The organism is Lentzea kristufekii, assembly GCF_033949925.1.
GTDB classification, from domain to species: Bacteria; Actinomycetota; Actinomycetes; order Mycobacteriales; family Pseudonocardiaceae; genus Lentzea; species Lentzea kristufekii.
In genome coordinates, this window is record NZ_JAXAVV010000027.1 from 94332 (window position 1) to 117982 (window position 23651).

A 23651-nucleotide genomic window follows, 5' to 3' on the forward strand; every position below is an offset into this window, starting at 1 on the left:
TCAAGTCTCACACAGCAGGCGTCAACGCAAGCTGCCGTGCCTGGCACACCAACCGGCCGGCCGAGTCGATCACCGTGGCGTCCTCGTCGAACCACTGGCCGTGCACCGCCTGGCAGGTCACGTGGATGCGCAGCCAGCCGGGAGCGGGCCGGGCCCGCAGCAACGCCGTCAGCTGCACCGTCGGCGACCAGCCGAAACGACCGAGGTTGAACGTCACGGGCATCGACAGGTCGCCCGCGAGCAGCGCGAAGTACGGGTCGGGCTGCTCGTCGGTCGGCCGCGCCCAGAGCTTCAGCGTCAGCGGCCCGTCCGTGCGCCGGTCGAGGAACGTCGCCGACTCGCGGTCCACCCGCAGGTCGCACAGCGCGCCCACCCGGTAGACCCCGCCGGTCGGGAACGTCGCCATCTCCACCGACCCCGGCGGCGGCGCGGCGGGCATCGAGGGCAGGTTCACGTAGTCGGCCCGGTGCTCGGGTATCCGTCCTGTGGTCACCGAGGCCTCGACGCACACCTGCCCGCGCTGCTCCAGCGTCACCGCGATGACCGTCGCCGTCCGCCCCGCCTTGCGCACGTCGGTGCGGACCAGCACAGGCCCGACCTCCGGCGCGCGGAGGAACTGCGCGGACACGGCCAACGGATCACCGTCAGCGACCTGAGCGGCCGCACGGGTCATCACAGCAAGAAGAAAACCGCCGTGGGGCTTGGGGCCCACGGTCCACTCGGCGGGCAGGGACGCGGTGAAGGTTCCGTCACCGAGCGACCGCACCGCGCTGGACTTCGAGAAGGTCATGAGCGGCTGGCCAGCGACCGCAGGAAAAAGGTCACGTTGGCAGGCCGTTCTGCAAGTCGCCGCATGAGATATCCGTACCACTGCTCACCGTAGGGAACATAAACACGAGTGCCGAGACGCCGCTGCTCCTCGGTCCTGATGCCGTACAGCATCTGGTACTCGAAGTCAGTTTTGTCATACCAGCGGGCTCGTTCGCCAATGATCTCGATCAACCTCGGGTCGTGCGTGGCGAACATCGGGTAGCCCTCTCCAGCGAGGAGAACGTTCAGGCACCGCACGTAGTTCAGATCAACCTCGGATGGATCCTGAATCGCAACCTCGGGAGGCTCCGCGTAGGCGCCCTTGACCAGCCTGACCCTGCTCCCGGGCCCGGAGAGCTGCTTGCAGTCGTCCAACGTCCGGTGCAGGTAGCTCTGCAGCACCGCACCCACCCACGGCCAGCTGCGGCGCAGTTCGTGCAGGACCCGCAGCGTCGAGTCGGTGGTGGTGTGGTCCTCCATGTCGAGCGTGACCGTCGTCCCGCACTGCTCGGCGGCGGCACAGATGCGGGAGGCATTCGTCAGAGCGAGCGCTTCGTCGAGCGACTGTCCAACTGCGGACAACTTGACGCTCACTTCAGCGTTCTCGGCCAGCCGCGCCGCGTGCAGCGCGTCGAGCAGCTCCAGGTACGCCTGAACGGTCTTCTCGGCCTGGGCCTTGTCCTGCGTGTCCTCGCCGAGGTAGTCCAGCGTCACCGGCAGCCCGAGGCCCCGCACGACCTCGACGGCGTCGGCGGTGGTCTCGCCGGCGACGAACCGCTTCACGACATCGCGGCTGATGGGCGCGTTGGCGACGAGATGGCGGACCGTCTCGTTGCGAGACGCGGCCATGATCAACGCTCGCAGCGGGTTCACATCGGGAACCCTAACCCGGACGAGCCACGGCAGTGCCGAACGACCCTTGCCGGAACTCGCCCCCGGTCAGCGCCGGAACCGGATGGCCCGCGAACTTCAGCGGGACAGCCCCGGCCGGGCCTTCCCCGCGCCGCCCTCGGCAGCCCAGTCCAGGTGCAACCGCGCGAAAAGCAGAGCCTCCGCCAGCATCTCCCGCCGAGCAGCCGGAGACGCGGCCCGCCGGGTGTTGACCTCCAGCACGACCTGCCCGTCGAACCCGCCGCGGGCCAGCAGCTCGCACAGCTCCGCACAGGGCTGAGTCCCGCGGCCGGGCACCATGTGCTCGTCCTTCGGCGCCCCGGACCCGTCGGCCAGGTGGATGTGCCGGAGCCCGTCCCCCATCCGCTTCGCCAGCTCCAGCGCGTCCATGTGCGCGGCAGCCGAGTGCGACAGGTCCAGCGTGTAGTTCCGGTGCCCCACGTCAGTCGGGTCGACAGACGGCTTGAAGGCGTTCATCTCCACCGAGCGCCCGCGCCCGAGGGGCCGCCTCACGGGGAACATGTTCTCGACCGCGATGGCGATCCCGCTCGAGTCCTCCAGCGACGAGACCAGCTCGGCGAACCCGTCCGCGTACTTGCGCTGCCACCGGAACGGCGGGTGCAGCACCACGGTCGGCGCACCCAGGTCCTGAGCCGCCTGGACGGCCCGGCGCAAACGCTCCGACGGGTCTGGCGACCACACCCGCTGCGAGATCAGCAGGCAGGGCGCGTGCACGGCCAGCACCGGCATTCCCGTCCGGGCCGACAGGCGGTCGACCGCCCTGATGTCCTGCGACACCGGGTCGGCCCACACCATCAGCTCGACGCCGTCGTACCCCAGTTCGGACGCGATCTCGAACGCCGCTCCGGCGGGCTGCGGGTAGACCGACGCCGTGGAAAGCCCGACCGGGATGCGCGGGGTCAACTCTTCACCAGCAGCATCGCCGCTGGTGAGACGGTCACGATGAGGCCGACGAGCACGGCCAGGACAGTGGTCTGCAGATCGTCCGCTCGGCGGATCTTTCGAACCAGCAACACCAGACCCACGGTAACGGCAAGCGCCACCACGAGTGCGGCGGCGGGTACCGAGCGCCACAGGTAGTTGAACGCGAGCCACAGGCCGGCGCCGCCGAGCACGCCGACGGCGAGCTGGCCGATCATGATCAGCCATTCCTTGCCCGCCGAGCGCGGTTCGGCGTCCGCCTCCTCCTCGGCCTCGCCGGCGTCGTCGAGGCCGGCCGGGCCCTCGTCCTCGTCGGCTTCGTCGTCGTCCGCGAGGTAGTCGTCCTCGGGGCGGTAGGCGGCGTACTCCTGCGAGTCGTCGTCCACGTACGGGCCGGGGTGCGCGGCGGTCGACTCCATCGGCGCCATCGACAGGTCGGTCTTGGCGGCCGCGTCGTCGTCGTCACCGAACCAGGCGTCGGGCACGTTGCCCGGCAGCGGCTCCGGCAGCTTCGGCGGTGCGGGCGGCACGATCAGCACGGACTCGGTCTCGAGCGCGGCGATCTTGTCCACCGGCGCCTTCGCCGGGATGCGCGGGAGCTGCTCCGTCATCGCCTCGCGCGGCGGGCCGGGGACCGGCATCTGCACCGACGGCGGCACCGGCTTCGGCGGCCGGGTGATGTTCGTGCGCGACGGCGTCGACTGGTCGAGGCGCGCTTCCAGGCGACCGGGCACGTCCGGGCGCGGCATGCCGGAGTTCGACGGCTGGTCGCGGACCTGCGGCACCTGCCGGGTCTGCTCGGCGGCCGCGGGAGGCGGCGGTACGGGCGCGGCCGGCTTGGCGGGGGGCGGCGCGGGCATCGGCGGTGCAGGTCTGCGGACCTGCGGCGGCCCGGCGGGAGGCACCGGCATCTGCTGCGACGGCTGCGGCGCCTTCGGAGGCGGCGGTTTCGGCTGGTACGCCGTGCGCTCGGCGGCCAGGGGCGGCGGCGGGGCGGCCTGCGGTTCCGGGGCGGCACGACGACCGGGCTGCGGTACGTCGTCGTCGCGAATCGCCATCAGGCGGCCGCTGTCGGACAGCACCCGCTCGATGATCGACTGGGGCGCGGTCTCCGGCTGCTGGACGTCTTCCTCGTCGTCAGCGCGGCGGCGTCGCCGACGTGGCGCACTCTCTGCGCTGCCCCCGTACTGGGCGAGCAGCTCAGCGACTGTGCGCTGCGTCTGGTCCGATCCGCTCTCTCGACTCATCAACTCCACCGTGCCCCGGTCTGGCCAGTCCGTCCAGTATCGCTCTGGTCCGTCCCGTCAGTGTGGTCCAGCCGTCGGAGGATGACACCCTCCCGGAGTGCCCAGGGGCAAATCTCCAGCTGCGTGAGTGACAGGGCTCGCATTGTTGCCTCCGCGACCAACGCCCCCGCGACGAGCTGGTGGGCGCGCGACGTGCTCACGCCTTCCAGCTCAGCGAGGTCGGAGGCCGACATCCGGGAAATGAACGCGATCAGCTGCCGCAGGCCCGCATCGGTGAGCACGCGTCGTGCCCTGGGCCCGGCAGACGATGGCGCGGCCCCGGTGAGCCGCGCCAGCGTTCGGAAAGTTTTTGAGGTCGCAACCACCCGATCGGGTTCACCCGCGCGTTTCAGCTTCCGCGCCACGGGCGCGAGCTGTTCGGCGAGCCAGTCGGTGGTCTCGCGGACCTCCGAACGCCGGGGCGGGTCCTTCTTGAACCGGGTCCTGGTGAGCCTTCCCGCGCCGAGCGGCACGGAGAAGGCCAGGTCCGGGTTCTCGTCACGGCCGATGGCGAGCTCCAGGGAGCCGCCACCGATGTCGAGGCTGAGCAGCTTGCCCGCGGACCAGCCGTACCAGCGGCGGACCGCGAGGAACGTGAACTTCGCCTCGTCCTCGCCGGAGAGGACCTTCAGCTCGACCCCGGTCTCGGTGCGCACCCGGTCGAGCACCTCTGCCGAGTTGCCCGCCTCGCGCACCGCCGAGGTCGCGAACGCCATCAGGTCCTCGCAGCCGGACCGCTTGGCCGACGCCTTGGCGGCGGCAACGGCACGAACGAGCTGGTCAGCCCCCGTTTTGGAGAGCTGACCGGAGTCGTCGAGCTGCTCGGCGAGACGAAGGATCGTCTTCTCGGACGTCATCGGGATGGGGTGGGCACCACGATGCGCGTCCACCACGAGTAGGTGGACGGTGTTGGAACCCACGTCGAGAACGCCCAGGCGCACGCCGGAAACGGTACCTGGTCGTGTCCGTCAGGACTCGAACTTGTAACCCAGACCCCTGACCGTCACGAGGTGACGCGGGGTGGACGGGTCCGGTTCGATCTTCGACCGCAGCCGCTTGACGTGCACGTCCAGCGTCTTCGTGTCGCCCACGTAGTCCGCTCCCCACACGCGGTCGATCAGCTGGCCCCTGGTGAGGACGCGGCCGACGTTGCGCAGCAGGTACTCCAGGAGGTCGAACTCCTTGAGCGGCAGGCTGATGTCCTGGCCCGCGACGGTGACGACGTGGCGTTCAACGTCCATCCGCACCGGACCGGCCTCCAGGATCTGCGGGAGCAGGTCCTCGGACTCGCCGCCGCGGCGCAGCACCGCGCGGATGCGGGCGATGAGCTCGCGCGCCGAGTACGGCTTGGTGACGTAGTCGTCAGCGCCGAGTTCGAGCCCGACGACCTTGTCGATCTCGCTGTCCCGCGCCGTCACCATGATCACGGGGACGGCCGAGCGCTGGCGGAGCTGCTTGCACACGTCCGTGCCGCTCATGCCCGGCAGCATCAGGTCCAGCAGCACGATGTCGGCGCCGTTGCGGTCGAACTCCTCGAGCGCCTCCTGGCCGGTGGCCGCGAGCGCCGCGGTGAACCCTTCCTTGCGCAGCAGGAAGGCGAGCGGATCGGCGAAGGACTCCTCGTCCTCCACGATGAGCACCCTGGTCACAGCTCTCCTCCTGGGTCACCCGTGCCAGCCGGCACGAGAGTCGGATTCTGTTCGGCAGCCGCGGCGGGAATCCGCAGCGTGAAGGTGGACCCCGTTCCTGGCAGGCTCCACAGCTTCACCTCACCGCCGTGGTTGGCGGCGACGTGCTTGACGATCGCGAGCCCGAGCCCGGTGCCCCCGGTCGCGCGCGACCGGGCCTTGTCGACGCGGTAGAACCGCTCGAAGACGCGGGTCTGCTGGTCCTCGGCGATGCCGATGCCGCGGTCGGTCACCGCGATCTCGACGTGCCCGTCGACGAGCCTGCGGCTCACGCTGACCGGACTGCCGGGCGGCGAGTACGCGACAGCGTTGTCCAGCAGGTTCGTCAACGCCGTGACCAGCAACGACCGGTCGCCCGGCACGACGAACCCGCTGGGCTCGTCGACGTTGATCGAGATGTTGACCGACTCGGCGGCGAGCTTGGACCGCGACAGCGCCTCGTTGATCACGACGTCGATCTCGGTGTCGCTGAGCTCCGGCAGCTTCTCCGCGCCCTGCAGGCGGGACAGCGCGATGAGCTCGGTGACGAGCGTGCCGAGGCGGGTGGCCTCCTGCATGATCTTCGCGCTGAACCGGCGGACCTCGTCCTGGTCGTCACTCGCGTCCAGGACAGCCTCCGCCAGCAGCGCCAGCGCGCCGACGGGGGTCTTGAGCTCGTGGCTGACGTTCGCCACGAAGTCGCGCCGGGTCTTCTCCAGCCGCACGGCCTCGGACTCGTCGGTCGCGTCGACGACGATGAAGTCCTCGACGAGCAACCGGACCTCGGCGTGCACGGCCTCGGGCTGCCGGCCCGTCCGGTAGCCGTCCAGCGGCGAGAGGTCGACGTACACGACCTCGTTGCTGCCGCGGACGCCCTCGGCCGCCTTGCGCGCCCGGTCGTCCACGCGGTTGTTGCGGACGATCCCGAGCTCTTCGGCCCGGGGGTTGTGCAGCACGACGTCACCGAAGTGGTTCAGCACCACGATGCCGTCGTGGGAGTCGTGCACGATCTGCTGGATCAGGTCGGCGACCGTGAGGCCTTCCGGCTTCCTGGGGTGCCGCGGGGCGGTTGCCCGGCCGACGAGGAAAGCGGCGATTACGCCGATGAGCGCGAGGCCGATCGACACAGCGAGGTAACCCGTTGTGGTCACGAGGCGAATGGTAAGCAGCTCAGAGGTGTCTTGGCCTAGTGCGGAAGCGTGAACCGTGATACCCGCGACACCTGAGTGGACGGTTGTTCCGCACCTGGTCAGGCGCCGTTCACCCAACCGTGACAGTGCTTGTTGGCCGCTGCTCCGCAGACGGCGGCGAGTTCGCCGGGAAGTCGGTCGTCCGGGCCCCGCTTCGCGCCGAATCGCCTGCGGCGGTTGACACGAAGAGGGTCCCGGACGACCGACGCGAACTCGCAACTTGCGCGGCCGGGTGGCCGACGCGAACTCGCGACGCGGAGAAGGTGCGAAAGGGCGCACCCGGAGGCCGGGTGCGCCCTTTCGGAGTGCTTTTTTAACGGCCTTGGTTCGCGACTGCGGCGATGGCGTCCTTCGCGGCGTCCGGGTCGAGGTACTCGCCGCCCGGCTTGATCGGCTTCAGGTTCTCGTCGAGGTCGTAGCGCAGCGGGATGCCCGTGGGGATGTTGAGCCCCGCGATGGCCTCGTCCGAGATGCCGTCGAGGTGCTTCACGAGCGCGCGCAGCGAGTTGCCGTGCGCGGCCACGAGGACCGTCTTGCCGGTGCGCAGGTCGGGGACGATGGAGGACTCCCAGTACGGGATCATCCGCTTCACGACGTCGAGCAGGCACTCGGTCAGCGGCAGGTCGGGGCCGAGGTCCGCATAGCGCGGGTCGGTGTCCTGGCTGAACTCGCTGCCGGGCTCGATGGGCGGCGGCGGGGTGTCGTACGAGCGGCGCCAGAGCATGAACTGCTCCTCGCCGAACTCCGCCAGCGTCTGCTTCTTGTTCTTGCCCTGCAACGCGCCGTAGTGGCGCTCGTTGAGGCGCCAGTCGCGCTTGACCGGGATCCAGTGCCGGTCGGCGGCGTCGAGCGCGAGGTTCGCGGTCATGATCGCGCGGCGCATCAGGCTCGTGTGCAGGATCTCCGGCAGGACACCGGCCTCGCGCAGCAGCTGGCCGCCGCGACGGGCCTCCTTCTCGCCCTTCTCCGACAGGGGAACGTCCACCCAGCCGGTGAAGAGGTTCTCCGCGTTCCACGTGCTCTCGCCGTGGCGGAGCAGGACCAAGGTTCCGACAGACATGGCAGCTAGCCTGCCATGCCGACCCGCCTGCCGTACCCCGGCCGGGCACCGTGATCCACGCCATGAGATTCGCCGGCGCCGATGAGTTCGCGGTCCGCGCCTGGTCTGCACCGGCATGAGTGAGTCGAACGCCGATCCCGGCAAGGTCGTGGTCAACAGGGCGATGTCCCTGGACGGCTTCATCGCAGGTCCCGGCCACGCGATGGACTGGGTCTTCGAGCACTTCAAGGACAACCCGTTCCCCGAGGTCGAGCAGGCCACCGGCGCCATGCTCGTCGGCAGGGGCACCTACGAGGTCGCCAAGAAGATGCGCCAGGAGGACACCACCTACGACGGCGGACCGCAGTTCGTCCTGACGCACCGGCCGCCGGACGAACCGGAGTCCGGCATCACGTTCCTCACGTGCGACCTCGCGGAGGCCGTCGCCACGGCGCGCGCGGCGGCCGGCGGGAAGGACCTGGAGATCCTCGGTGCCGACCTGGCCAGCCAGTGCCTGCGGCAAGGGCTCGTCGACGAGGTCCTGGTGTACGTCCTGCCGGTGCTGCTCGGCGACGGTGTGCGGTACTCCACCTCGGATCTCGGGCGGATCGACCTGGAACCGTTCGCCAACACGCAGTCGGGTGCGGTGACGATGCTCCGCTTCCGCGTGCGGAAGCCGGCGGCTCAGCGCTGACGGCGAACGCCCTGGCAACGATCGTTGCCAGGGCGTTCGCGTTCCTCAGGTCAGGCCTGTTCGCGGGCCCGCAGGTCCTTGCGCAGGATCTTGCCGGCGGCCGACTTCGGGATCGCCTCGATGAACTCGACCACGCGCACCTTCTTGTGCGGCGCGACCTGCGAGGCCACGAACGCCATCACGGCGTCGGCCTCGATCGACGACCCCGGCTGGCGCACCACGAAGGCCTTCGGGACCTCCTCGCCGTCCGCGTCGCGCACGCCGATGACCGCCGCGTCGGCGATCTCCTCGTGCGTGAGCAGCACGGCTTCCAGCTCGGCCGGCGGGACCTGGTAGCCCTTGTACTTGATCAGTTCCTTGACGCGGTCGACGATCGAGACGATGCCGTCGGAGTCGATGACGGCCACGTCACCGGTGTGCAGCCAGCCGTCGTCGTCGATGGTGGCGGCGGTGGCCTCGGGGTTGTTCAGGTAGCCCTTCATGATGTTCGGGCCCTTGCACCACAGCTCGCCGCGCTCGCCGGCACCCACGTCCTCACCGGTGGCCGGGTCGACCAGGCGGCACTCGAGGTTCGGGATGATCACGCCGACGGTGCCGACCGAGATGTCGTCGCGGCCGTCCGGGATGGCGTGGCTGACGGGCGACATCTCCGTCATGCCGTAGCCCTGGACGACGCGGCAGCCGAGGCGCTTGCGCACCGCGGCGGCCAGGTCCTCGTCCAGCGGGGCCGCACCGGAGAACAGCGTGCGCAACGGTGACAGGTCGTAGTTGTCGACGATCGGGTGCTTGGCCAGGGCCACGGCCACCGGCGGCGCGATGTACACGCGGTCGGTCTTGTGCTCGGCGATCACGCGGAGGAACTCGGGCAGTTCGAACTTCGGCAGCGTCACGACGACACCACCGATGTACAGGCCGTTGTTCATCAGGACCTGCATGCCGTAGATGTGGAAGAACGGCAGCACGGCGAGGATCCGCGTGTTCTCGCCGACGTCCGACAGGATCGGCCCGCACTGCACCAGGTTCGCGACCAGGTTGCGGTGCGTGAGCATCACGCCCTTGGGCAACGCGGTCGTGCCGGACGAGTACGGCAGCACCGCGAGGTCTTCGGCCGGGTTGATCTCCACCTCGGGCACCGGGTGGTCGTTCGCCAGCAGCTCCGGCAGCGACGGGTAGCCCTCGGCGCCGTCGAGCACGACCACGTCGGTCACGCCGGCCTTCGCGGCGCCGGGTGCGGCGTTCGGCAGCAGCACCGACACCGTGAACAGCATCTTCGCGCCCGCGTCGTGCAGCTGGTGCGCGACCTCGTCGGGCGTGTAGAGCGCGTTGATCGTGGTCGCCGTGGCGCCGGCACGCAGGATGCCGTGGAACACGACGGCGTAGTAGGGCGTGTTCGGGCTGAGGATGCCGACCACATCGCCTTTGCCGATACCTCGCGCGGCCAGTGCGGCGGCCATGCGGTCGACGGCCCCGGCGAGCTGACCGTAGGTCATCGTCGCGCCGGACATGCCGTCGATCAGCGCGACCCGGTCCGCCCGGTCGGCGATGTCGCCGAACAACAGCTGGTGCAGCGACACATCGGGGATTTCGACATCGGGATACGGACTGCGAAAGACCATGCGGCGACCTCATCTACTCGCTGTACAGCGCTGTACACCCAGCCTGTGGGCACATCGTGATCCAGCCCACTGAGCAGGTCAAGGACTCCTCGATCGCTACAGATACGTTACTTAGCAGGTCTAAATACACTCGAATGGAGTAATACAAGCACTTGTGATCGCAAGGACGTATCTGAGAAGTTGATACCGCCTCCGCGAGTCGGCTCCCACGCTTACTCGACGAGCGCGAGGCACCGAGCGCGATTCGTCATCCCCCCGTCGAATCGCGTGGCCCGCTTGGGATCCGCAGGCTCCCCCCGTCCACGGATCCACAGCAGCGGGGACCTTTGACGCGGGACGGCTCGATGCGACTCCCCCTCTCTCCCGAGCCGTTCCGCGCATCATCAAAGGCGCACTCTCAGTAGAACTTGATCACCCTGCTTCGTTCATTCGGGTGACGCGCCTGCGCTTGCGCAGCAGATGGACCACCAATGCGGCGGGCACTCCCAGCGCCACCAGGAACGGCAGCATCGCGCCGACACCGACCAAGATCACGCCCACGACCGCGACCAGCGCGTTCCAGCCACCCGCCAGAGCGCCGAAGAACCCGACCTTCTCGGGCTCGGGCGCCGCGATCGGAACCGTCGCGACCCTCACCGTCAGCGTCGCCAGGGAGACCTGGCCCCTCAACGACGCGCTGCGCCGCTGCATCGACTCCAGGTCGGCCTGCCGCTTGGTCAGCTCCTGCTCGACCTGCGCGACCTCGGACGTCGACCCGGCCCGCTCGAACAGCACGCGCAGCCGCTCGACGCTGGCCTTCTGCGTCGCGATCCGCGCCTCGACGTCCACCAGCTGATCGGTGACGTCCTGGCTGCGCACCTCGCTGCGGGTGACCTCGCCCACACTCGTGAGATCCCGGACGACCTTGTCCAGCTCGGCCGACGGCACCCGCACGGTCACGGACCCGGAGCTCTTGGTCGAGTTCTCCTCGCCCGCGAACCCGCCGACGGCCGCCGCCCGGTCCTTGACCTGCCCGATCGCCTTCAACACGTCGTCGCTGCGCAGGTCGACGTTCGCCGTGCGCACCAACTGACGTTCCTGCTGCTCCACCGGCTGCACGGCCTGCCCGGCGTTGTTCTCCTGCTGCGGCGCCTTCTGCTGGGCCGCCTGCGGCGGAGCGGCGTCCTTGGCCGCCATGCCACCGCTGGAGCCGCTGCCGCACCCGGTCGCTGCTAGGGACAGCAACGCGATTCCCACCCACACCCCTGGTCTGCGCATGCTCTTCGGACGGGCCGGGAGCAGCCGGGGGTTGCCGCCTAGGCCGAAACGAGTCGCCCGCTAGTCCGAAACGAGATGTTGGAACGCCTGCAGGTTCGCCAGCGACTCGCCGCGCGACACCCGCCACGCCCACTCCCGCCGGATCGCGTCGGCGAACCCGATCTCGAGCAACGGGTTGAAGTCGCCGTCCGCCGCCTCCAGCACCTGCCCGAGCACGCGGTCCAGCTCGTCAGGCGTCACGGCGTGCTTGCCGACCCGTCCGACCAGGTAGATGTCACCCTCGGCGTCGATCGTGTAGTGCACGCCGTACAGCCGTGCGTTGCGTCGCAGCAGGAACCGGTACACGTCCTCGAACGACTGGTCCGGCCGCCGGCACACGAAGGCCTCGACCACCAGCGCGTGCGTCGTCTCGACCAGCCACACGTTGGTCTGCAGCTTCTTGGTGCCCGGCAGCGTCACGAAGAACTTGCCGGGCTCGCGCCGGTCGTACTTCAGCTCCCGTTCGTCCAGGAACTCCTTGATCACAGCGTCGACGCTCAAGCGAAAACCTCCCGGCGGAACACTTCTGCCGCCTCTTGATACCCCGCGAGCAGGGCGTCAGTCGTGCGGTCCCACGAGAAGCGTCGCGCATGGCCCACGGCGTTGCTCGCCAGGTGCTCCCGCTGCGGCAACGCCAGCCCGCTGATCGCCGAGGCCCACTCGCCGGGCTCGTGCCCGTGCACGAGCACCCCGGACACGCCGTCGTTGACCGCCACCGGCAACCCGCCGACGGCCGCCGCGACCACGGGCGTCCCGCACGCCTGGGCCTCCAGCGCCACCAGCCCGAACGACTCGTTGTGGCTCGGCACCGCGACCAGGTCCGCGGCCCGGTAGACCTCGGCCAGCGTCGGTCCCGGCTGCGGCGGCAGGAAGCGCACGACGTCCGTGATCCCCAGCTGCGCGGCGAGCTCCTCCAGGGCCTTCGGCCGTTCGGTGCCGGAACCCGAGGGCCCGCCGACGATCAGCACGACCAGCTTCGACCGCAGCCCGGGATCGCGCACGAGCATCTCGGCGGCGGCCCGGAGCAGCACGTCAGGAGCCTTCAGCGGCTGGATCCGGCCGACGAACGCCAGCACGACCGCGTCCTGCGGGATGCCGAACCGGTGCCGCGCCCGTGCCTGGTCACCAGGGGTGAAGCGGTCGAGGTCGACACCGGGCGGCACGACGGCCACCTTCGACGGCTCCGCGTCGTAGAGCTTGATCAGCTCGCTGGCCTCGATGTCGGTGTTCGCGACGAGCCGGTCCGACTCGCCCACGACCTGCTCCTCGCCGATCACCCGCATCCGGGGCTCCGGGGTGTCGCCCTCGGCCAGCGCCAGGTTCTTCACCTTGGCCAGCGTGTGCGCGGTGTGCACCAACGGCACGCCCCAGCGTTCGCGGGCGAGCCAGCCGACCTGCCCGGACAGCCAGTAGTGCGAGTGGATCGCGTCGTAGTAGCCCGGCTCGTGGCGTGCCTCGGCGCGCAGGACACCCGCCGTGAACGCACAGAGCTGGCCGGGCAGCTCCTCCTTGCCCAGACCCTCGAACGGCCCTGCGGCGACGTGGCGGACCCGCACGCCGGGCGCGAGCTCGGCGACCGGCGGCAGCTCCGACGACGTGGCACGGGTGAAGATCTCCACCTCGACCCCGCGCTGGGCCATCCGGGTGGCCGTCTGCACGATGTAGACGTTCATCCCGCCCGCGTCACCCGTCCCCGGCTGTTCGAGCGGAGAGGTGTGCACCGAGAGCACCGCGACGCGCTTCATCGGGCGACTCGCAGGAGATCGGCGGCGAACCGCTCTGGCCGCTCCAGGAACGGCGCGTGCGCGGTGTCGGGATACAGGCTCAACTCGGCTCCGGGGATCAGGGCGGCGGAGTACTCGGCGGCGGCGGGGGCGACCACCTCGTCTTGAGTTCCGTGCACGACCAGGGTCGGCACGTCTACGGCCTTCAACACGTCGGCGCTGCCCACATCCCTGCGGAACAGCTCGCCACGCACCTTAGGACTGACCGAGATCGCGGCGGCAGTGAGCTTGGTGACCGTCTCAGCAGGCAGGACGGGCGCCATGGCCGCGCAGAAAGTCGCCATCACGGCGTCGTCGGTGATCGCGCCGGGCAGGGCGTCCCGCATCACCGGCCCGGTCTCGCCTCCTGGGCGACCGCGGCCGATCTCGGTGATGGCGCTCACGAACACCAGCGCGGTGATGCCGGCGGTGCCGTGGAAGCGGAGGTGGTCGGCGATGACGAGCCCGCCGTAGGACCACCCGACGACGGTCGCGGGCCCGGTGTGGTCGAGCACGGCTTTGAGGTCCGCGGCCCACCGGGAGGAGTCGCGGTAGTCGCCGAAGTCCTCTGATTCGCCGTGTCCCCGCAGGTCGACGGCGTAGGTGTGGAAGTCGGGCAGGTCCCAGACGGCACCCGTCTGCGCCCAGCCGTGCACGAGAACCACCGGCGGCGCGCCCACCGGACCTGATTCACGTACGGCCAGTCGTCCCCCGCCGGTCGCCGTGACGTGTGTCAGCTGCACACACGTACGAACGACCTGGTCGGGGGACGCATTCCCGCCGGTCCTACTTGATGGCGGACTTGCTCTTCCACTGGTCCCACGTGAGCTGCCAGTCGTACCAGTCGAACTGCGGCGGCAGCGTCGTGATCGAGCCGGTCACCTCGACCGGGTCACCGACGAGCGCGGAGTCGTAGTACGCCTTCGCGTCGGCTTCCAGCAGGTTCGCGCAGCCGTGCGAGGTGTTGTTCGTGCCGATGTTGGCCGCGTTGTCGTTGTTCTCGTGGATGAACTCGCCGTGGTTCGAGAACCGGACGGCCCACTTCTTCACGACGTTGGTGTAGCCGTAGCGCGGGTTGTCGAACGAGAACGTGTCGTTCTTCGCCATGACCACGAACGTGCCGTTCGGCGTCGTGAGCTCGGGGTCCGCGTCCTTGCCGAACGACGCCGGGTAGTCGGCGACCTGCTGGCCGTCGCGGAACACCTTGAGCCGGTGCGTCGGGTTGTCGATCTTCACGACCTGGTTGCGGCCGATGGTGAAGTCGCTGGTCACGTCGGCCTTGCCGAACGCGCCGCCGCCGTAGTTGACGCCGTAGAGCTTGGCCTCGACCTTGACCGTGGTGTTGGCGGGCCAGTACTTCTCCGGCCGGTAGTGCACTTCCTGATCGGTGAGCCAGGCCCACGAGCCCTGGACGTTCGCCGAGTTCGTGACCTTCAACGCCTTCTCGACCGCGGCCTTGTCGACGACCTTCGCCTCGAACTTGACCATGATCGGCGCCGCGACGCCGACGGTCTGGTTGTCGGAGGGCCAGAGCGTCGCGCGGGTCTGCGAACCGGGCGCGACGGTGGTGAACGAGCCCTTGAGCTCGACGGGCTTGCCGTCGGAACCGACGACCTTGCCCGCGTAGCTGTACGTCTTGCCGTAGCCCAGCGGCTCGGCCGTCGTCCAGCCGGACTTGTCCTCGGTGAGGGTGCCCTTGACGTCGGCGCCCTCGGGTGACTTCAGTGCGACGGACTCGATCTTGCCGTCCACCACGGTGACCTGGACCGGGGTCGTGACCTGCACGTCCTTGGTTCCGTCGACCGGGGACAGGGTCACCTTCGCGGACGGCAACGAGCTGTCCGCCTTGGGTGTGCCCGTCTCGACACTCGAGCAGCCGGTCAGCAGCGTCAGTCCAGCGACCAGCGCGACAAGTGTTCTCTTCACGGTTTCGACCTCCCACCATGGTGGACGTCCAGCACCCCGTCGCGGTGTGAGTGACGTCAGTCACACCGGGCTCGGCAGCCTACGATCGAAGTCGTGAATCGACCTGTCGCAGTTGTGACCGGAGCTAGCGCGGGCATCGGCGAGGCCACCGCGCGGCGGTTGGCCGCCGAGGGCTTCCACGTCGTGCTCGGCGCACGTCGTCTGGACCTTCTTCACGTTATCGCGAAGGAGATCGACGGAACGGCCATCGAGCTGGACGTCACCGACGAGACCTCCGTCGCCGCCTTCGCGGACCGGGTACCCGAAGCGAACGTGCTCGTGAACAACGCGGGCGGTGCGCGCGGGCTCTCGACCGTGGCCGAGGGCGTCGCGGACGAGTGGCGCTGGATGTGGGAGGCGAACGTCCTCGGCACCCTGCTGGTGACCAAGGCGTTCATCCCGAAGCTGATCGCGTCCGGGGACGGGCACATCGTGTCCGTGACGTCCATCGCGGCGTACGAGGCCTACGACAACGGCTCGGGCTACACGAGCGCCAAGCACGCCCAGTCGGCGTTGCACCGCACGTTGCGCGGCGAGCTGCTGGGCCAGCCGGTGCGGATCACCGAGATCCAGCCGGGCATGGTCGAGACGGACTTCTCGGCCAACCGGTTCGGCGGCGACACCGAACGCGCGGCCAAGGTGTACCAGGGCATCACGCCGCTGGTGGCGGACGACGTGGCGGACGTCATCGCGTTCGCGGTCACCCGGCCCTCGCACGTGAACCTGGACACGATCGTGCTCAAGCCGCGGGCCCAGGCCTCCGCGACTCGGGCACAGCGCAATCTCTGAGAGTGAGCAGGTCCACGTCCAGCTGACGCAGGACGGGCTCGATGGGGTTCGCGAACCCCGTCGAGCCCGATCCGGCGACGTACAGGCCCACGACGAAGTTGTCGGCGTCGACCAGCACGGCGCCGGAGTCACCGTGGTCGCCGAAGCGTTCGGACGAGTGCACGCGGAGCTGGTCGCGCAGGGTCCGCACGCCGATCCCGTCGCCGAAGTCGAGCCGCAGCGTCGCGTCCGCCGACTCGATCACGCCGTACGTGAGTTCGGTGGTGCGGCCGCGTTTGCGCACGGTAGAACCGATCTTCGCCTTGGCGCTGCCCGTGATCGCGCCGATGTCGAGCACCTCCGCGCGGAACGGCCTGGCGCCCATCCGCAGCCCCGCCGCCGACACCGCGCCCGCGAGCGCCGCCCGGTCCAGCACGGCGACCTGATCGGCACCGGGCACCCCACCGTCCACTCTGGACGGATGCACGAACTCGTCGCCCACCGCCCACGAGTCGTCGACACAACCGACGTGGAAAGTGGTGAGCCCCAACACCTTCCCGGGCTCGTCGTGCGTGATCACGAACGCGCCGAGCGTGCCCGCGATCACGAACTCGCCGGCACGCTCGACCTCGGGCGGCACGACCCTGAACGACCTGGCCGGGCCGATGCCCACACCACCCCGCAGCACCTGATGCCGTTCCGCCGCAACGGGTTGCTCCCCCGCGGCGCGGCTGACCCTGGCCCGGTGCAGCACGATCGACTCCGCGACCACGTCGGTCGGCACGCCGCCGACCTCCACCGGGATCTGCTGCGGGTGGTCAGGTCCCTTGGCGCACACGTAGACCACGATCGCGGCCTTGCCCGTCGGACGGCCGCGGGTGACCTTCTCCCCGATGTCGACGCCGATCACGCCCGGCCGGGACAGGAACTCGTCTTCGACCATGCGCTTGACCGGTCTGATGACCTCACGCGCGTTCTCGTCGAGGTAGCTCATGGCAACCCCCGTTCACCAAGCCGGACCTGAAACAGGCCCTACCTCAATGAAACACGCCAGGTAGCGGTTCGTCACACGGAGTCACCCGGACGGACTTACAACTGAACGCCTACGAAGACCGGTTCCGGGTGCAGCTCGACGCCGAACGCGGCCCGCACGCCGTCGCGCACCTCACGGGCGAGGTCCAGCAGGTCCTCGGTCGACGCGCCGCCGCGGTTCGTCAGCGCCAGCGTGTGCTTGCCGGACAACGACACCCGGCCGCCGGGGCCCTGGTGGCCCTTGCGGAAGCCCGCGCGTTCGATCAGCCACGCGGCGGAGAGCTTCCGGCGGCCGTGGCCCGCCGGGTAGCTCGGCACGTCGACGTCGGCGCCGAGGCGTTCGGCGATGCGGATCAGCACGCTGGAGAACGTCGAGTCGTCGATGATCGGGTTGGTGAAGAACGAGCCCGCGCTCCACGTGTCGTGGTCGGTGGCGTCGAGCACCATGCCCTTGCCGCGCCGCAGTTCCAGCACGGCCTTGCGGGCCTCGTCCGCCGGCACGCGATCACCTTGTGCCACACCGAGGACGCGCGCCAGCTCGCCGTAGCGGATCGGCGCGGACATGCCCCCGGCGGTCAGCGAGAACCTGGTGCGCAGCACGACCGCGTTGTCCGTGCCCTTGAGCACGCTGGTGCGGTAGTCGAGGCCCAGCTTGGCAGCGGGCACCTGGTGCACCTTGCCGCTGCGGCGGTCGAGGAGGTCCACCGACTGCAGCACCTGGGAGATCTCGACGCCGTACGCGCCCACGTTCTGCACGGGCGTGGCGCCGTTGAGGCCGGGGATGCCGGACAGGCACTCAAGCCCGCCCAGGCCCTGCGCGACCGCCTCGGCTACGACCGCGTCCCACTCCTCGCCCGCCTCGACGGTGAACTGGACGATGCCGCCGCCCAGCGGGTCGAGCCGGAAACCCTTGGTGGCGACGTGCACCACAGTGCCGTCGAAGCCGCCGTCGGAGATCACGAGGTTGGACCCGCCGCCGAGCACGAGGACCTTCTCGTCGGCGGCGGCGTCGGCTGTTCGCACGGCTTCGACCAGCTCAGCGGCGGTCGTGGCGTGGACGAACCGCGCGGCCGGGCCACCGAGTCGGAGCGTGGTGCGCTCGGCCAGAGGTACGGACTGCGTGGTGGTCACAGACGTCAACGGTAGCCTCCGCGACATGGCACGCCGCATCGAGCACCACACCACGTCCCCCCATTCGGCGGAGAAGGTCTTCGGGGCGATGGTCGACGAGACCTACCTGCGGGACCGGCTGGCCGCGATCGGCGGCAAGGACGCGCAGCTCGTGACGTACTCCAGCACCGGTGAGAAGACGTCGTACCAGCTGAAGCAGGGTGTGCCCGCGGAGCACGTGCCCTCGGCGGTCAAGGCGGCGCTCGGTGGCGACCTGGTGATCCAGCGCACGGAGACGTGGGCCGCGGGTGCCGGCACGGTCGAGGTGGCGGTCAACGGCGTGCCCAGCCGCCTCGATGGCTCGTTCACCATTCTGGACAACGGATCCGGCGCGAAGGTCACCCTCTCGGGGGAGGTCAAGGTCAGCATCCCGTTCCTGGGCGGCAAGATCGAGAAGCTGATCGCCGAGCAGGTCGCGGTGCTGCTCGACAAGGAGAGCGAGTTCACGTCGCAATGGCTCGCAAGCCGCGGCTAGCCGCCGGCCGGGCCCGCGCGCTCGGCGTTCCGACCCGCGGCACGACCAACCCGAACCGCCTGCGCCGGGTCGACCGGTGGATGACCGGGACGCTGACCGGCTTCCTGCTGGACGCGGCCGATCCGCTCGTGGTCGACCTCGGGTACGGGGCGACGCCGATCACCACCGTCGAGATGGCCACGCGTCTGCGGGCCGTCCGCCCCGACGTGCGGGTGCTTGGGCTGGAGATCGACCAGGACCGGGTGGACGCGGGCAAGGCCGTGGCCGCACCGCCGTTCCTGGACTTCCGGCGCGGCGGCTTCGAGCTGGCCGGGGCGCGCCCGGTGTTGTTGCGCGCCTTCAACGTGCTGCGCCAGTACACCGAGGAGCAGTCGTTCGAGGCGTGGGACACGATGCTCTCGCGCCTGGCTCCCGGCGGGTTGATCGTCGAGGGGACCTGCGACGAGATCGGGCGCCGGTGCACCTGGGTGACGCTGTCCGCTGACGGGCCCTTGCGGTTCACGCTGGCGTGCAAGCCGTCCGGCATCGACGTGCCGTCCGACCTGGCCGAGCGCCTGCCCAAGGCGTTGATCCACAAGAACGTGCCGGGTGAGCGCGTGCACGCGCTGCTGACCGAGCTGGACGCCTGCTGGGCCACCGCGGCGCCGTTCGCCCCGTTCGGGCCTCGGGCGCGGTGGGTGGAGTCGGCGCGGCTGCTGCGCGAGCGCGGCTGGCCGGTGCTGGACGACCGGCGGCGGTGGCGGCTCGGCGAAATCACGCTCGAATGGGCGGCCGTTGCACCCTAGTCTGGGTTCGTGGACTTTCTCGCGCAGATCGAGACCCAGGCTTCGTTGATGCGTTCGGCCGCTGTGAAAGCCGGTCCGGACGCCCCCGTTTCCACTTGTCCTGAGTGGACGGTGCTGGAACTGGTCCGGCACATGGCGGAGGTGCACACGTGGGCGGGACAGGCCGTCGTGACCGCACCCGAGGACGGGCGGCCGAAGTGGCCGAAGGCGCCGGAGGGCTTCGACGAGACGCTCTCCTGGTGGGAGACAGGGCTTTCCACACTCCTGGACCGGCTGCGTGAAGCACCGGCAGACCGTCCCGCGTGGACGTTCCAGGGCCCGCAGCTCGCGAGCTTCTGGGCGCGCAGGCAGGCGCACGAGACGTCGATCCACCGCCTGGACGCGGAGCTCGCGACCGGTCACGAGCTGCCGCCGCTGGTCTTCGACCCGGAGTTCGCCGCGGACGGCATCGACGAGATGCTCACGATCATGATGCCGCGCCAGCTGGTGCTGGGCCGGGTCATCGAGGCGACCGGCCGGGTCCTCGTGCACGCCGCCGACGCGGGCCGCACGTGGGAGGTCTGGCTCGCTCCCGGTGAGCCGCTGGTCGTGACCGGCGTGCTGGACTCGGCCGTCGACGCCGACGTCACCCTCGCGGGCACCGCCGACGCGGTCTACCGCGCGCTGTGGGGCCGGCCGACTCACGCGATCGTGACCGGAGACGAGTCGCTGTTGGCGGCGCTGCCCAGGCCGTGAATACTTCTGCGGCGTGTCATCGCCTGAGCGTCGCTATGTGATCACCTTCGGCTGTCCGGACCGCACCGGCATCATCGCGAGGATCTCGTCGTTCCTCGCGGAGAACGGCGGCTGGATCGTCGAGGCCGCGTACCACACCGACCCCGAGACGGGCTGGTTCTTCACGCGCCAGGAGGTGCGCGCGGACTCCCTGCCGTTCGGCGTGGACGAGCTGCGCTCCCGGTTCGCCGACGTGGCCGCGTCGCTGGGCGCGCAGTCCACCTGGACGGTGACGGACACGGGCGCGCGCAAGCGCGTGGTCATCCTGGTGTCGAAGGAAGGCCACTGCCTGTACGACCTGCTGGCGCGCGTCGCGACCGGCGAGCTGGACGTCGAGGTGTCGGCCGTCATCGGCAACCACCCGGAGCTCGGCGACATCACGCGCGCGCACGGCATCCCGTTCCACCACGTGCCGTTCCCGGCCAACGACCCCGAGGGCAAGCAGGCGGCGTTCGCCCAGCTGCGTCAGCTGGTGGAGAAGCACGACCCGCACGCCGTGGTGCTGGCCCGCTTCATGCAGATCCTGCCGCCGGAACTCTGCGCGGCCTGGACCGGCCGCACGATCAACATCCACCACAGCTTCCTGCCGTCGTTCATCGGCGCCCGCCCGTACCACCAGGCGCACCGCCGCGGCGTGAAGCTGGTAGGCGCGACGTGCCACTACGTGACGGCCGACCTGGACGCCGGGCCGATCATCGAGCAGGACGTGATGCGCGTGCACCACGGCGACTCGGTGGCGGACATGGTGCGCAAGGGGCGTGACATCGAGAAGGTGGTGCTGGCGCGCGGGCTGCGCTGGCACCTGGAGGACCGCGTGCTGGTGCACGGCAACCAGACGGTGATCTTCTAGCGGCTGGTGGGGATCACCTGAGGCTTGCGAGGTCCCCACTTCTGCTCCATGTCGGGCCTCAGGTGGAAGGTGCCCGAACGGATCTCCGTGCCGTCGGTGCCGCGGACAGCGTAGGTCGGGTTGTAGGTGTCCCACGGGCCGAGCCAGCAGTTTCGCTCACCGATCTCGACGATCTCGTCCACGACCTGGTCGGTGACGGCCTCGGCCTTCAGCGTGACCTCGAGGCGCAGGTGGTAGTCGTCGGGCGCGAGGCCCTGGGAGTACTCGTAGTCCGCGTCGGCGACCTCCTGGCGTGCCTTCCAGTGGTCGACGATCTGCTCACCCAGGCCTTCGAGCTCCCGTGAGGTCTCGCTCTCGGGCACACAACCGGTCAACAGCAACAACATCAGCACCAAAAGCAAACGCACCGCGCACCCCCAGGCCGTGATCATGGCAGGGGCGCGCGGTGCGCGCGAAGCGGTTGTCAGATCTTGTTCGCGGCCCGGCCCACCGCCTCCACCAGCCACCCCGCGTCCTCCGCGGACATCACGGCGGGCGGGGTGAAGCAGACCGTCCGGCCCCGGAAGTCCGCGAGCACCCGTGACCGCAGCAGCTCACCGGTGAAGACGTCGGCGGCCCGCTGGTCCGGCAGCTCGACGCCGAGCAGCAGGCCGCGCCCTGTCGCGTGCGCCTTGCCGGCGACGACGGCGCGCAGGCCGAACAACAGCTCGTCGCCGAGCAGCTTGGCGCGTTCCACCAAGCCTTCGGACGCCGTGACGCGCAGGCAGGCGTTGACGGCGGCGGAAGCCAGCGGTGACACGGCTTCGGAGCCGCGCCGCAACGGCACCTCGACGTCGGCCGAGGCGACCACGGCGGCGATCGGGAGCACGCCGCCGGACAGGCCCTCGCCGACCAGCATGATGTCCGGCGTCACGCCGTCCAGGTCGACGCCCCACCACACGCCGAGGCGGCCGAGGCCGGAGCGCGTCTCGTCCACGACGAGCAGGGCGCCGGACTCGCGGCACACCTCGGCCACGGAGCTCAGGTAGCCCGTCGGGGGCAGTGTGGCGCCGCGGACCGGTTCGACGAGCACGCACGCCGGTGGTCCGGAGGCCAGCGTGGCGCGCAACGAGCCGACGCCGCCGTACGGGACGTCACCGGTGGTCAACACTCGTGGGCGGCCGTTCGCCTGTGCGAGGGCCACGGCGAACTGGGCGGCCTCGGAGGCCGAGGCGAAAGTGTGGACGTGGTCGAGCCCGTTGGGGGTGACCAGGTCGAGCATCAGGCGGTCCAGCAGCGACGGCCGGCGCACCTGGCCGACGACGGCCTGCACGACGGCGGGGTGGGCGTGGCCGAGCAGGGGGACTCCGTACCCACCGCAGTCCAGGTATTCGACGCGGTGGGGATCCACGACTCGTGCGCCTCTGGCAGCGCATCCGGTCAGCAGTTCGGTGGCCATTGCGGGGAACCTTTCCTGGGCAGCGCGGCGCGCGGCCGCTCGTCTCGGGATGGCGAGCGGACCTCAGTTCCCACCAACTCATTCGGATTCCACGGCACGTTGGTTCGCCCGAGGCATAGGCTTTTTCCCGTGCGGATCGAAATCACCGACCTCGACCAGCTGCGGGCAGCTCCTGACCTGCGCAAAGCCGTCATCATCGGACTGGACCTGACTCGCGAGGACGTGCGGGTGCCGTTCGACGGGGCCCTGCTGCTCGGCTGCACCCTCAGCGAGACGATGCAGCGCAGGGCGGAAGCCGCGGGAGCGCTGGTCTTCCCGGTCATCCCGGACCTGCCCTACGACGTCTACCGGTCGAAGCTGTACACGCCCGCGGAGCTGTTCGCGGGCTTCGACCCGGCGAACCCGAAGTCGTACGCGGACACCCCGGACGCGGAGATCTACCGGCACAGCAAGCAGCAGGGCCACCACCCGGACCCGTTGCACGCGCTGGCCGAACGCCTGCACGACCACTCGATCACCGAGGCCCTCGACGACACGCTGACGGGCTCGCCGGTCGCGGTCATGGGCGGCCACGCGCTCGCCCGCGGCTCCGACGGCTACCGCGACGCCGTCGCACTGGGTGCCGCGCTGGGCAACGCGGGCTTCACCGTGCTGACCGGCGGCGGACCGGGCGCGATGGAGGCCGTACCGCTCGGCGTCCGGCTCGGCGAGGTGAACACCGACGTCCTCGACACCATCGCGCAGGCCCCGACGTTCGGCCACGACGACGAGTCGATCGGCCGGTGGCTGGCGGCGTTCCCGGAGATCCGCAGCTTCGACACCCCGCGCACGATCGGCATCCCGACGTGGTTCTACGGCCACGAGCCGCCCAACCCCGCCTGCGAGCTGCACGCGAAGTACTTCGCGAACTCGGTGCGCGAGGAGGGCCTGCTGACCGTCGCGACCGGCGGCATCGTCTACACGCCGGGCAAGGCGGGCACGGTCCAGGAGGTCTTCCAGGACTTCACGCAGAACTACTACGGCAGCGTCGGCCCGGCCGCGCCCATGATCTTCCTGGGCAAGGCCTTCTGGACCGACGAGATCCCGGCCGCGCCGCTCGTGATGAAGCTCGCGGCGGGCCGGGAGGCCGAGCAGTGGATCCTCGTGACGGACGACGTGGACGAGGCGATCGAGCTACTGCTCAAGTACACGGGCTAGACC

General features: G+C 69.9%; 25 protein-coding genes. 7 read left to right on the forward strand and 18 right to left on the reverse strand.

The genetic code is table 11. From position 1 onward, the window contains the following. Positions 1-7: 7 nt before the first annotated feature. The 8 genes from SK571_RS38580 to SK571_RS38615 form a co-directional block, all read right to left on the reverse strand. Complete coding sequence (locus SK571_RS38580; protein ID WP_090065995.1) at positions 8-790, reverse strand: thioesterase family protein; 783 nt, start codon at positions 788-790, stop codon at positions 8-10. Next, complete coding sequence (locus tag SK571_RS38585) at positions 787-1683, reverse strand: proline dehydrogenase family protein (protein WP_319989051.1); 897 nt, start codon at positions 1681-1683, stop codon at positions 787-789. Before SK571_RS38585 ends, SK571_RS38580 begins: the two co-directional genes overlap by 4 nt. A 96-nt stretch (positions 1684-1779) precedes the next feature. Then, a complete protein-coding gene (locus SK571_RS38590; RefSeq protein WP_319989052.1) occupies positions 1780-2625 on the reverse strand; it encodes a sugar phosphate isomerase/epimerase family protein in 846 nt (281 codons plus the stop codon). Continuing rightward, positions 2622-3890, reverse strand: coding sequence for a hypothetical protein (locus SK571_RS38595; RefSeq protein WP_319989053.1), 1269 nt, complete (start codon positions 3888-3890; stop codon positions 2622-2624). The genes SK571_RS38590 and SK571_RS38595 overlap by 4 nt, the downstream gene beginning before the upstream one ends. Then, complete coding sequence (locus tag SK571_RS38600; protein WP_090065999.1) at positions 3890-4870, reverse strand: Ppx/GppA phosphatase family protein; 981 nt, start codon at positions 4868-4870, stop codon at positions 3890-3892. The genes SK571_RS38595 and SK571_RS38600 overlap by 1 nt, the downstream gene beginning before the upstream one ends. 27 nt (positions 4871-4897) lie before the next feature. Beyond that, the gene (locus tag SK571_RS38605; RefSeq protein WP_319989054.1) at positions 4898-5578 is read right to left on the reverse strand and encodes a response regulator transcription factor; all 681 of its coding nucleotides are present in this window, start codon (positions 5576-5578) and stop codon (positions 4898-4900) included. Further along, on the reverse strand, positions 5575-6747 hold the full coding sequence (locus tag SK571_RS38610) for a sensor histidine kinase (RefSeq protein ID WP_319989055.1): 1173 nt from the start codon (positions 6745-6747) through the stop codon (positions 5575-5577). The genes SK571_RS38605 and SK571_RS38610 overlap by 4 nt, the downstream gene beginning before the upstream one ends. A gap of 352 nt (positions 6748-7099) precedes the next feature. Continuing rightward, positions 7100-7846, reverse strand: coding sequence for a phosphoglyceromutase (locus tag SK571_RS38615; RefSeq protein WP_319989056.1), 747 nt, complete (start codon positions 7844-7846; stop codon positions 7100-7102). Between the two features lie 115 nt (positions 7847-7961). Here SK571_RS38615 and SK571_RS38620 point away from each other — a divergent pair, with 115 nt between their 5' ends. Further along, positions 7962-8519: a dihydrofolate reductase family protein gene (locus SK571_RS38620; protein WP_319989057.1), complete on the forward strand. Its 558-nt coding sequence runs from the start codon at positions 7962-7964 to the stop codon at positions 8517-8519. Between the two features lie 50 nt (positions 8520-8569). Here the strand turns inward: SK571_RS38620 and SK571_RS38625 are convergent, their stop codons facing one another. From SK571_RS38625 to SK571_RS38650, 6 genes are all read right to left on the reverse strand, one after another. Next, on the reverse strand, positions 8570-10135 hold the full coding sequence (locus SK571_RS38625) for a 4-coumarate--CoA ligase family protein (RefSeq protein WP_319989058.1): 1566 nt from the start codon (positions 10133-10135) through the stop codon (positions 8570-8572). Positions 10136-10546: 411 nt separating this feature from the next. After that, positions 10547-11371 carry a DUF4349 domain-containing protein gene (locus SK571_RS38630; protein WP_319989059.1) on the reverse strand — a complete coding sequence of 275 codons (825 nt, stop codon included), beginning with the start codon at positions 11369-11371 and terminating at the stop codon, positions 10547-10549. Positions 11372-11452: 81 nt separating this feature from the next. Further along, the gene (locus SK571_RS38635) at positions 11453-11932 is read right to left on the reverse strand and encodes a type III secretion system chaperone family protein (protein WP_319989060.1); all 480 of its coding nucleotides are present in this window, start codon (positions 11930-11932) and stop codon (positions 11453-11455) included. Beyond that, entirely contained in the window at positions 11929-13176 is a 1248-nt protein-coding gene (gene mshA / locus SK571_RS38640; RefSeq protein ID WP_319989061.1) for a D-inositol-3-phosphate glycosyltransferase, read from the reverse strand. The genes SK571_RS38635 and mshA overlap by 4 nt, the downstream gene beginning before the upstream one ends. Continuing rightward, the gene (locus tag SK571_RS38645; RefSeq protein ID WP_319989062.1) at positions 13173-13937 is read right to left on the reverse strand and encodes an alpha/beta fold hydrolase; all 765 of its coding nucleotides are present in this window, start codon (positions 13935-13937) and stop codon (positions 13173-13175) included. The genes mshA and SK571_RS38645 overlap by 4 nt, the downstream gene beginning before the upstream one ends. Positions 13938-13980: 43 nt before the next feature. Further along, the gene (locus SK571_RS38650) at positions 13981-15120 is read right to left on the reverse strand and encodes a L,D-transpeptidase (protein WP_319989063.1); all 1140 of its coding nucleotides are present in this window, start codon (positions 15118-15120) and stop codon (positions 13981-13983) included. A 93-nt stretch (positions 15121-15213) separates the two neighbouring features. Between SK571_RS38650 and SK571_RS38655 the strand changes: the two genes are divergently transcribed. After that, positions 15214-15948: an SDR family oxidoreductase gene (locus SK571_RS38655; RefSeq protein WP_319989064.1), complete on the forward strand. Its 735-nt coding sequence runs from the start codon at positions 15214-15216 to the stop codon at positions 15946-15948. Here the strand turns inward: SK571_RS38655 and SK571_RS38660 are convergent. Together SK571_RS38660 and SK571_RS38665 are read right to left on the reverse strand one after the other, a co-directional pair. Continuing rightward, complete coding sequence (locus SK571_RS38660; protein WP_319989065.1) at positions 15899-16921, reverse strand: chymotrypsin family serine protease; 1023 nt, start codon at positions 16919-16921, stop codon at positions 15899-15901. The two genes, SK571_RS38655 and SK571_RS38660, sit on opposite strands and share 50 nt — an antisense overlap. A gap of 95 nt (positions 16922-17016) precedes the next feature. After that, positions 17017-18117 (reverse strand): UDP-N-acetylmuramate dehydrogenase, encoded by a 1101-nt coding sequence (locus SK571_RS38665; RefSeq protein WP_319989066.1) that lies wholly within the window; start codon positions 18115-18117, stop codon positions 17017-17019. On the opposite strand from SK571_RS38665, the gene SK571_RS38670 reads away from it, so the two are divergent. From SK571_RS38670 to purU, 4 genes are read left to right on the forward strand one after another with little or no spacing between them, the layout of a single operon-like run. After that, entirely contained in the window at positions 18116-18604 is a 489-nt protein-coding gene (locus SK571_RS38670) for a DUF2505 domain-containing protein (RefSeq protein ID WP_319989067.1), read from the forward strand. The genes SK571_RS38665 and SK571_RS38670 overlap by 2 nt on opposite strands. Next, the gene (locus SK571_RS38675; RefSeq protein ID WP_319989068.1) at positions 18583-19389 is read left to right on the forward strand and encodes a class I SAM-dependent methyltransferase; all 807 of its coding nucleotides are present in this window, start codon (positions 18583-18585) and stop codon (positions 19387-19389) included. The genes SK571_RS38670 and SK571_RS38675 overlap by 22 nt, the downstream gene beginning before the upstream one ends. A gap of 9 nt (positions 19390-19398) precedes the next feature. Beyond that, complete coding sequence (locus SK571_RS38680; RefSeq protein ID WP_319989069.1) at positions 19399-20124, forward strand: maleylpyruvate isomerase family mycothiol-dependent enzyme; 726 nt, start codon at positions 19399-19401, stop codon at positions 20122-20124. Between the two features lie 13 nt (positions 20125-20137). Continuing rightward, a complete protein-coding gene (purU, locus tag SK571_RS38685) occupies positions 20138-21013 on the forward strand; it encodes a formyltetrahydrofolate deformylase (protein ID WP_319989070.1) in 876 nt (291 codons plus the stop codon). Here purU and SK571_RS38690 read toward each other — a convergent pair. Both SK571_RS38690 and SK571_RS38695 read right to left on the reverse strand, forming a co-directional pair. Then, on the reverse strand, positions 21010-21420 hold the full coding sequence (locus tag SK571_RS38690; RefSeq protein WP_319989071.1) for a hypothetical protein: 411 nt from the start codon (positions 21418-21420) through the stop codon (positions 21010-21012). The two genes, purU and SK571_RS38690, sit on opposite strands and share 4 nt — an antisense overlap. Before the next feature lie 56 nt (positions 21421-21476). Further along, a complete protein-coding gene (locus SK571_RS38695) occupies positions 21477-22451 on the reverse strand; it encodes an aminotransferase class III-fold pyridoxal phosphate-dependent enzyme (protein ID WP_319989072.1) in 975 nt (324 codons plus the stop codon). A gap of 129 nt (positions 22452-22580) precedes the next feature. Here SK571_RS38695 and SK571_RS38700 point away from each other — a divergent pair, with 129 nt between their 5' ends. Then, the gene (locus tag SK571_RS38700) at positions 22581-23648 is read left to right on the forward strand and encodes an LOG family protein (protein ID WP_319989073.1); all 1068 of its coding nucleotides are present in this window, start codon (positions 22581-22583) and stop codon (positions 23646-23648) included. The last annotated feature ends 3 nt before the right edge of the window (positions 23649-23651 follow it).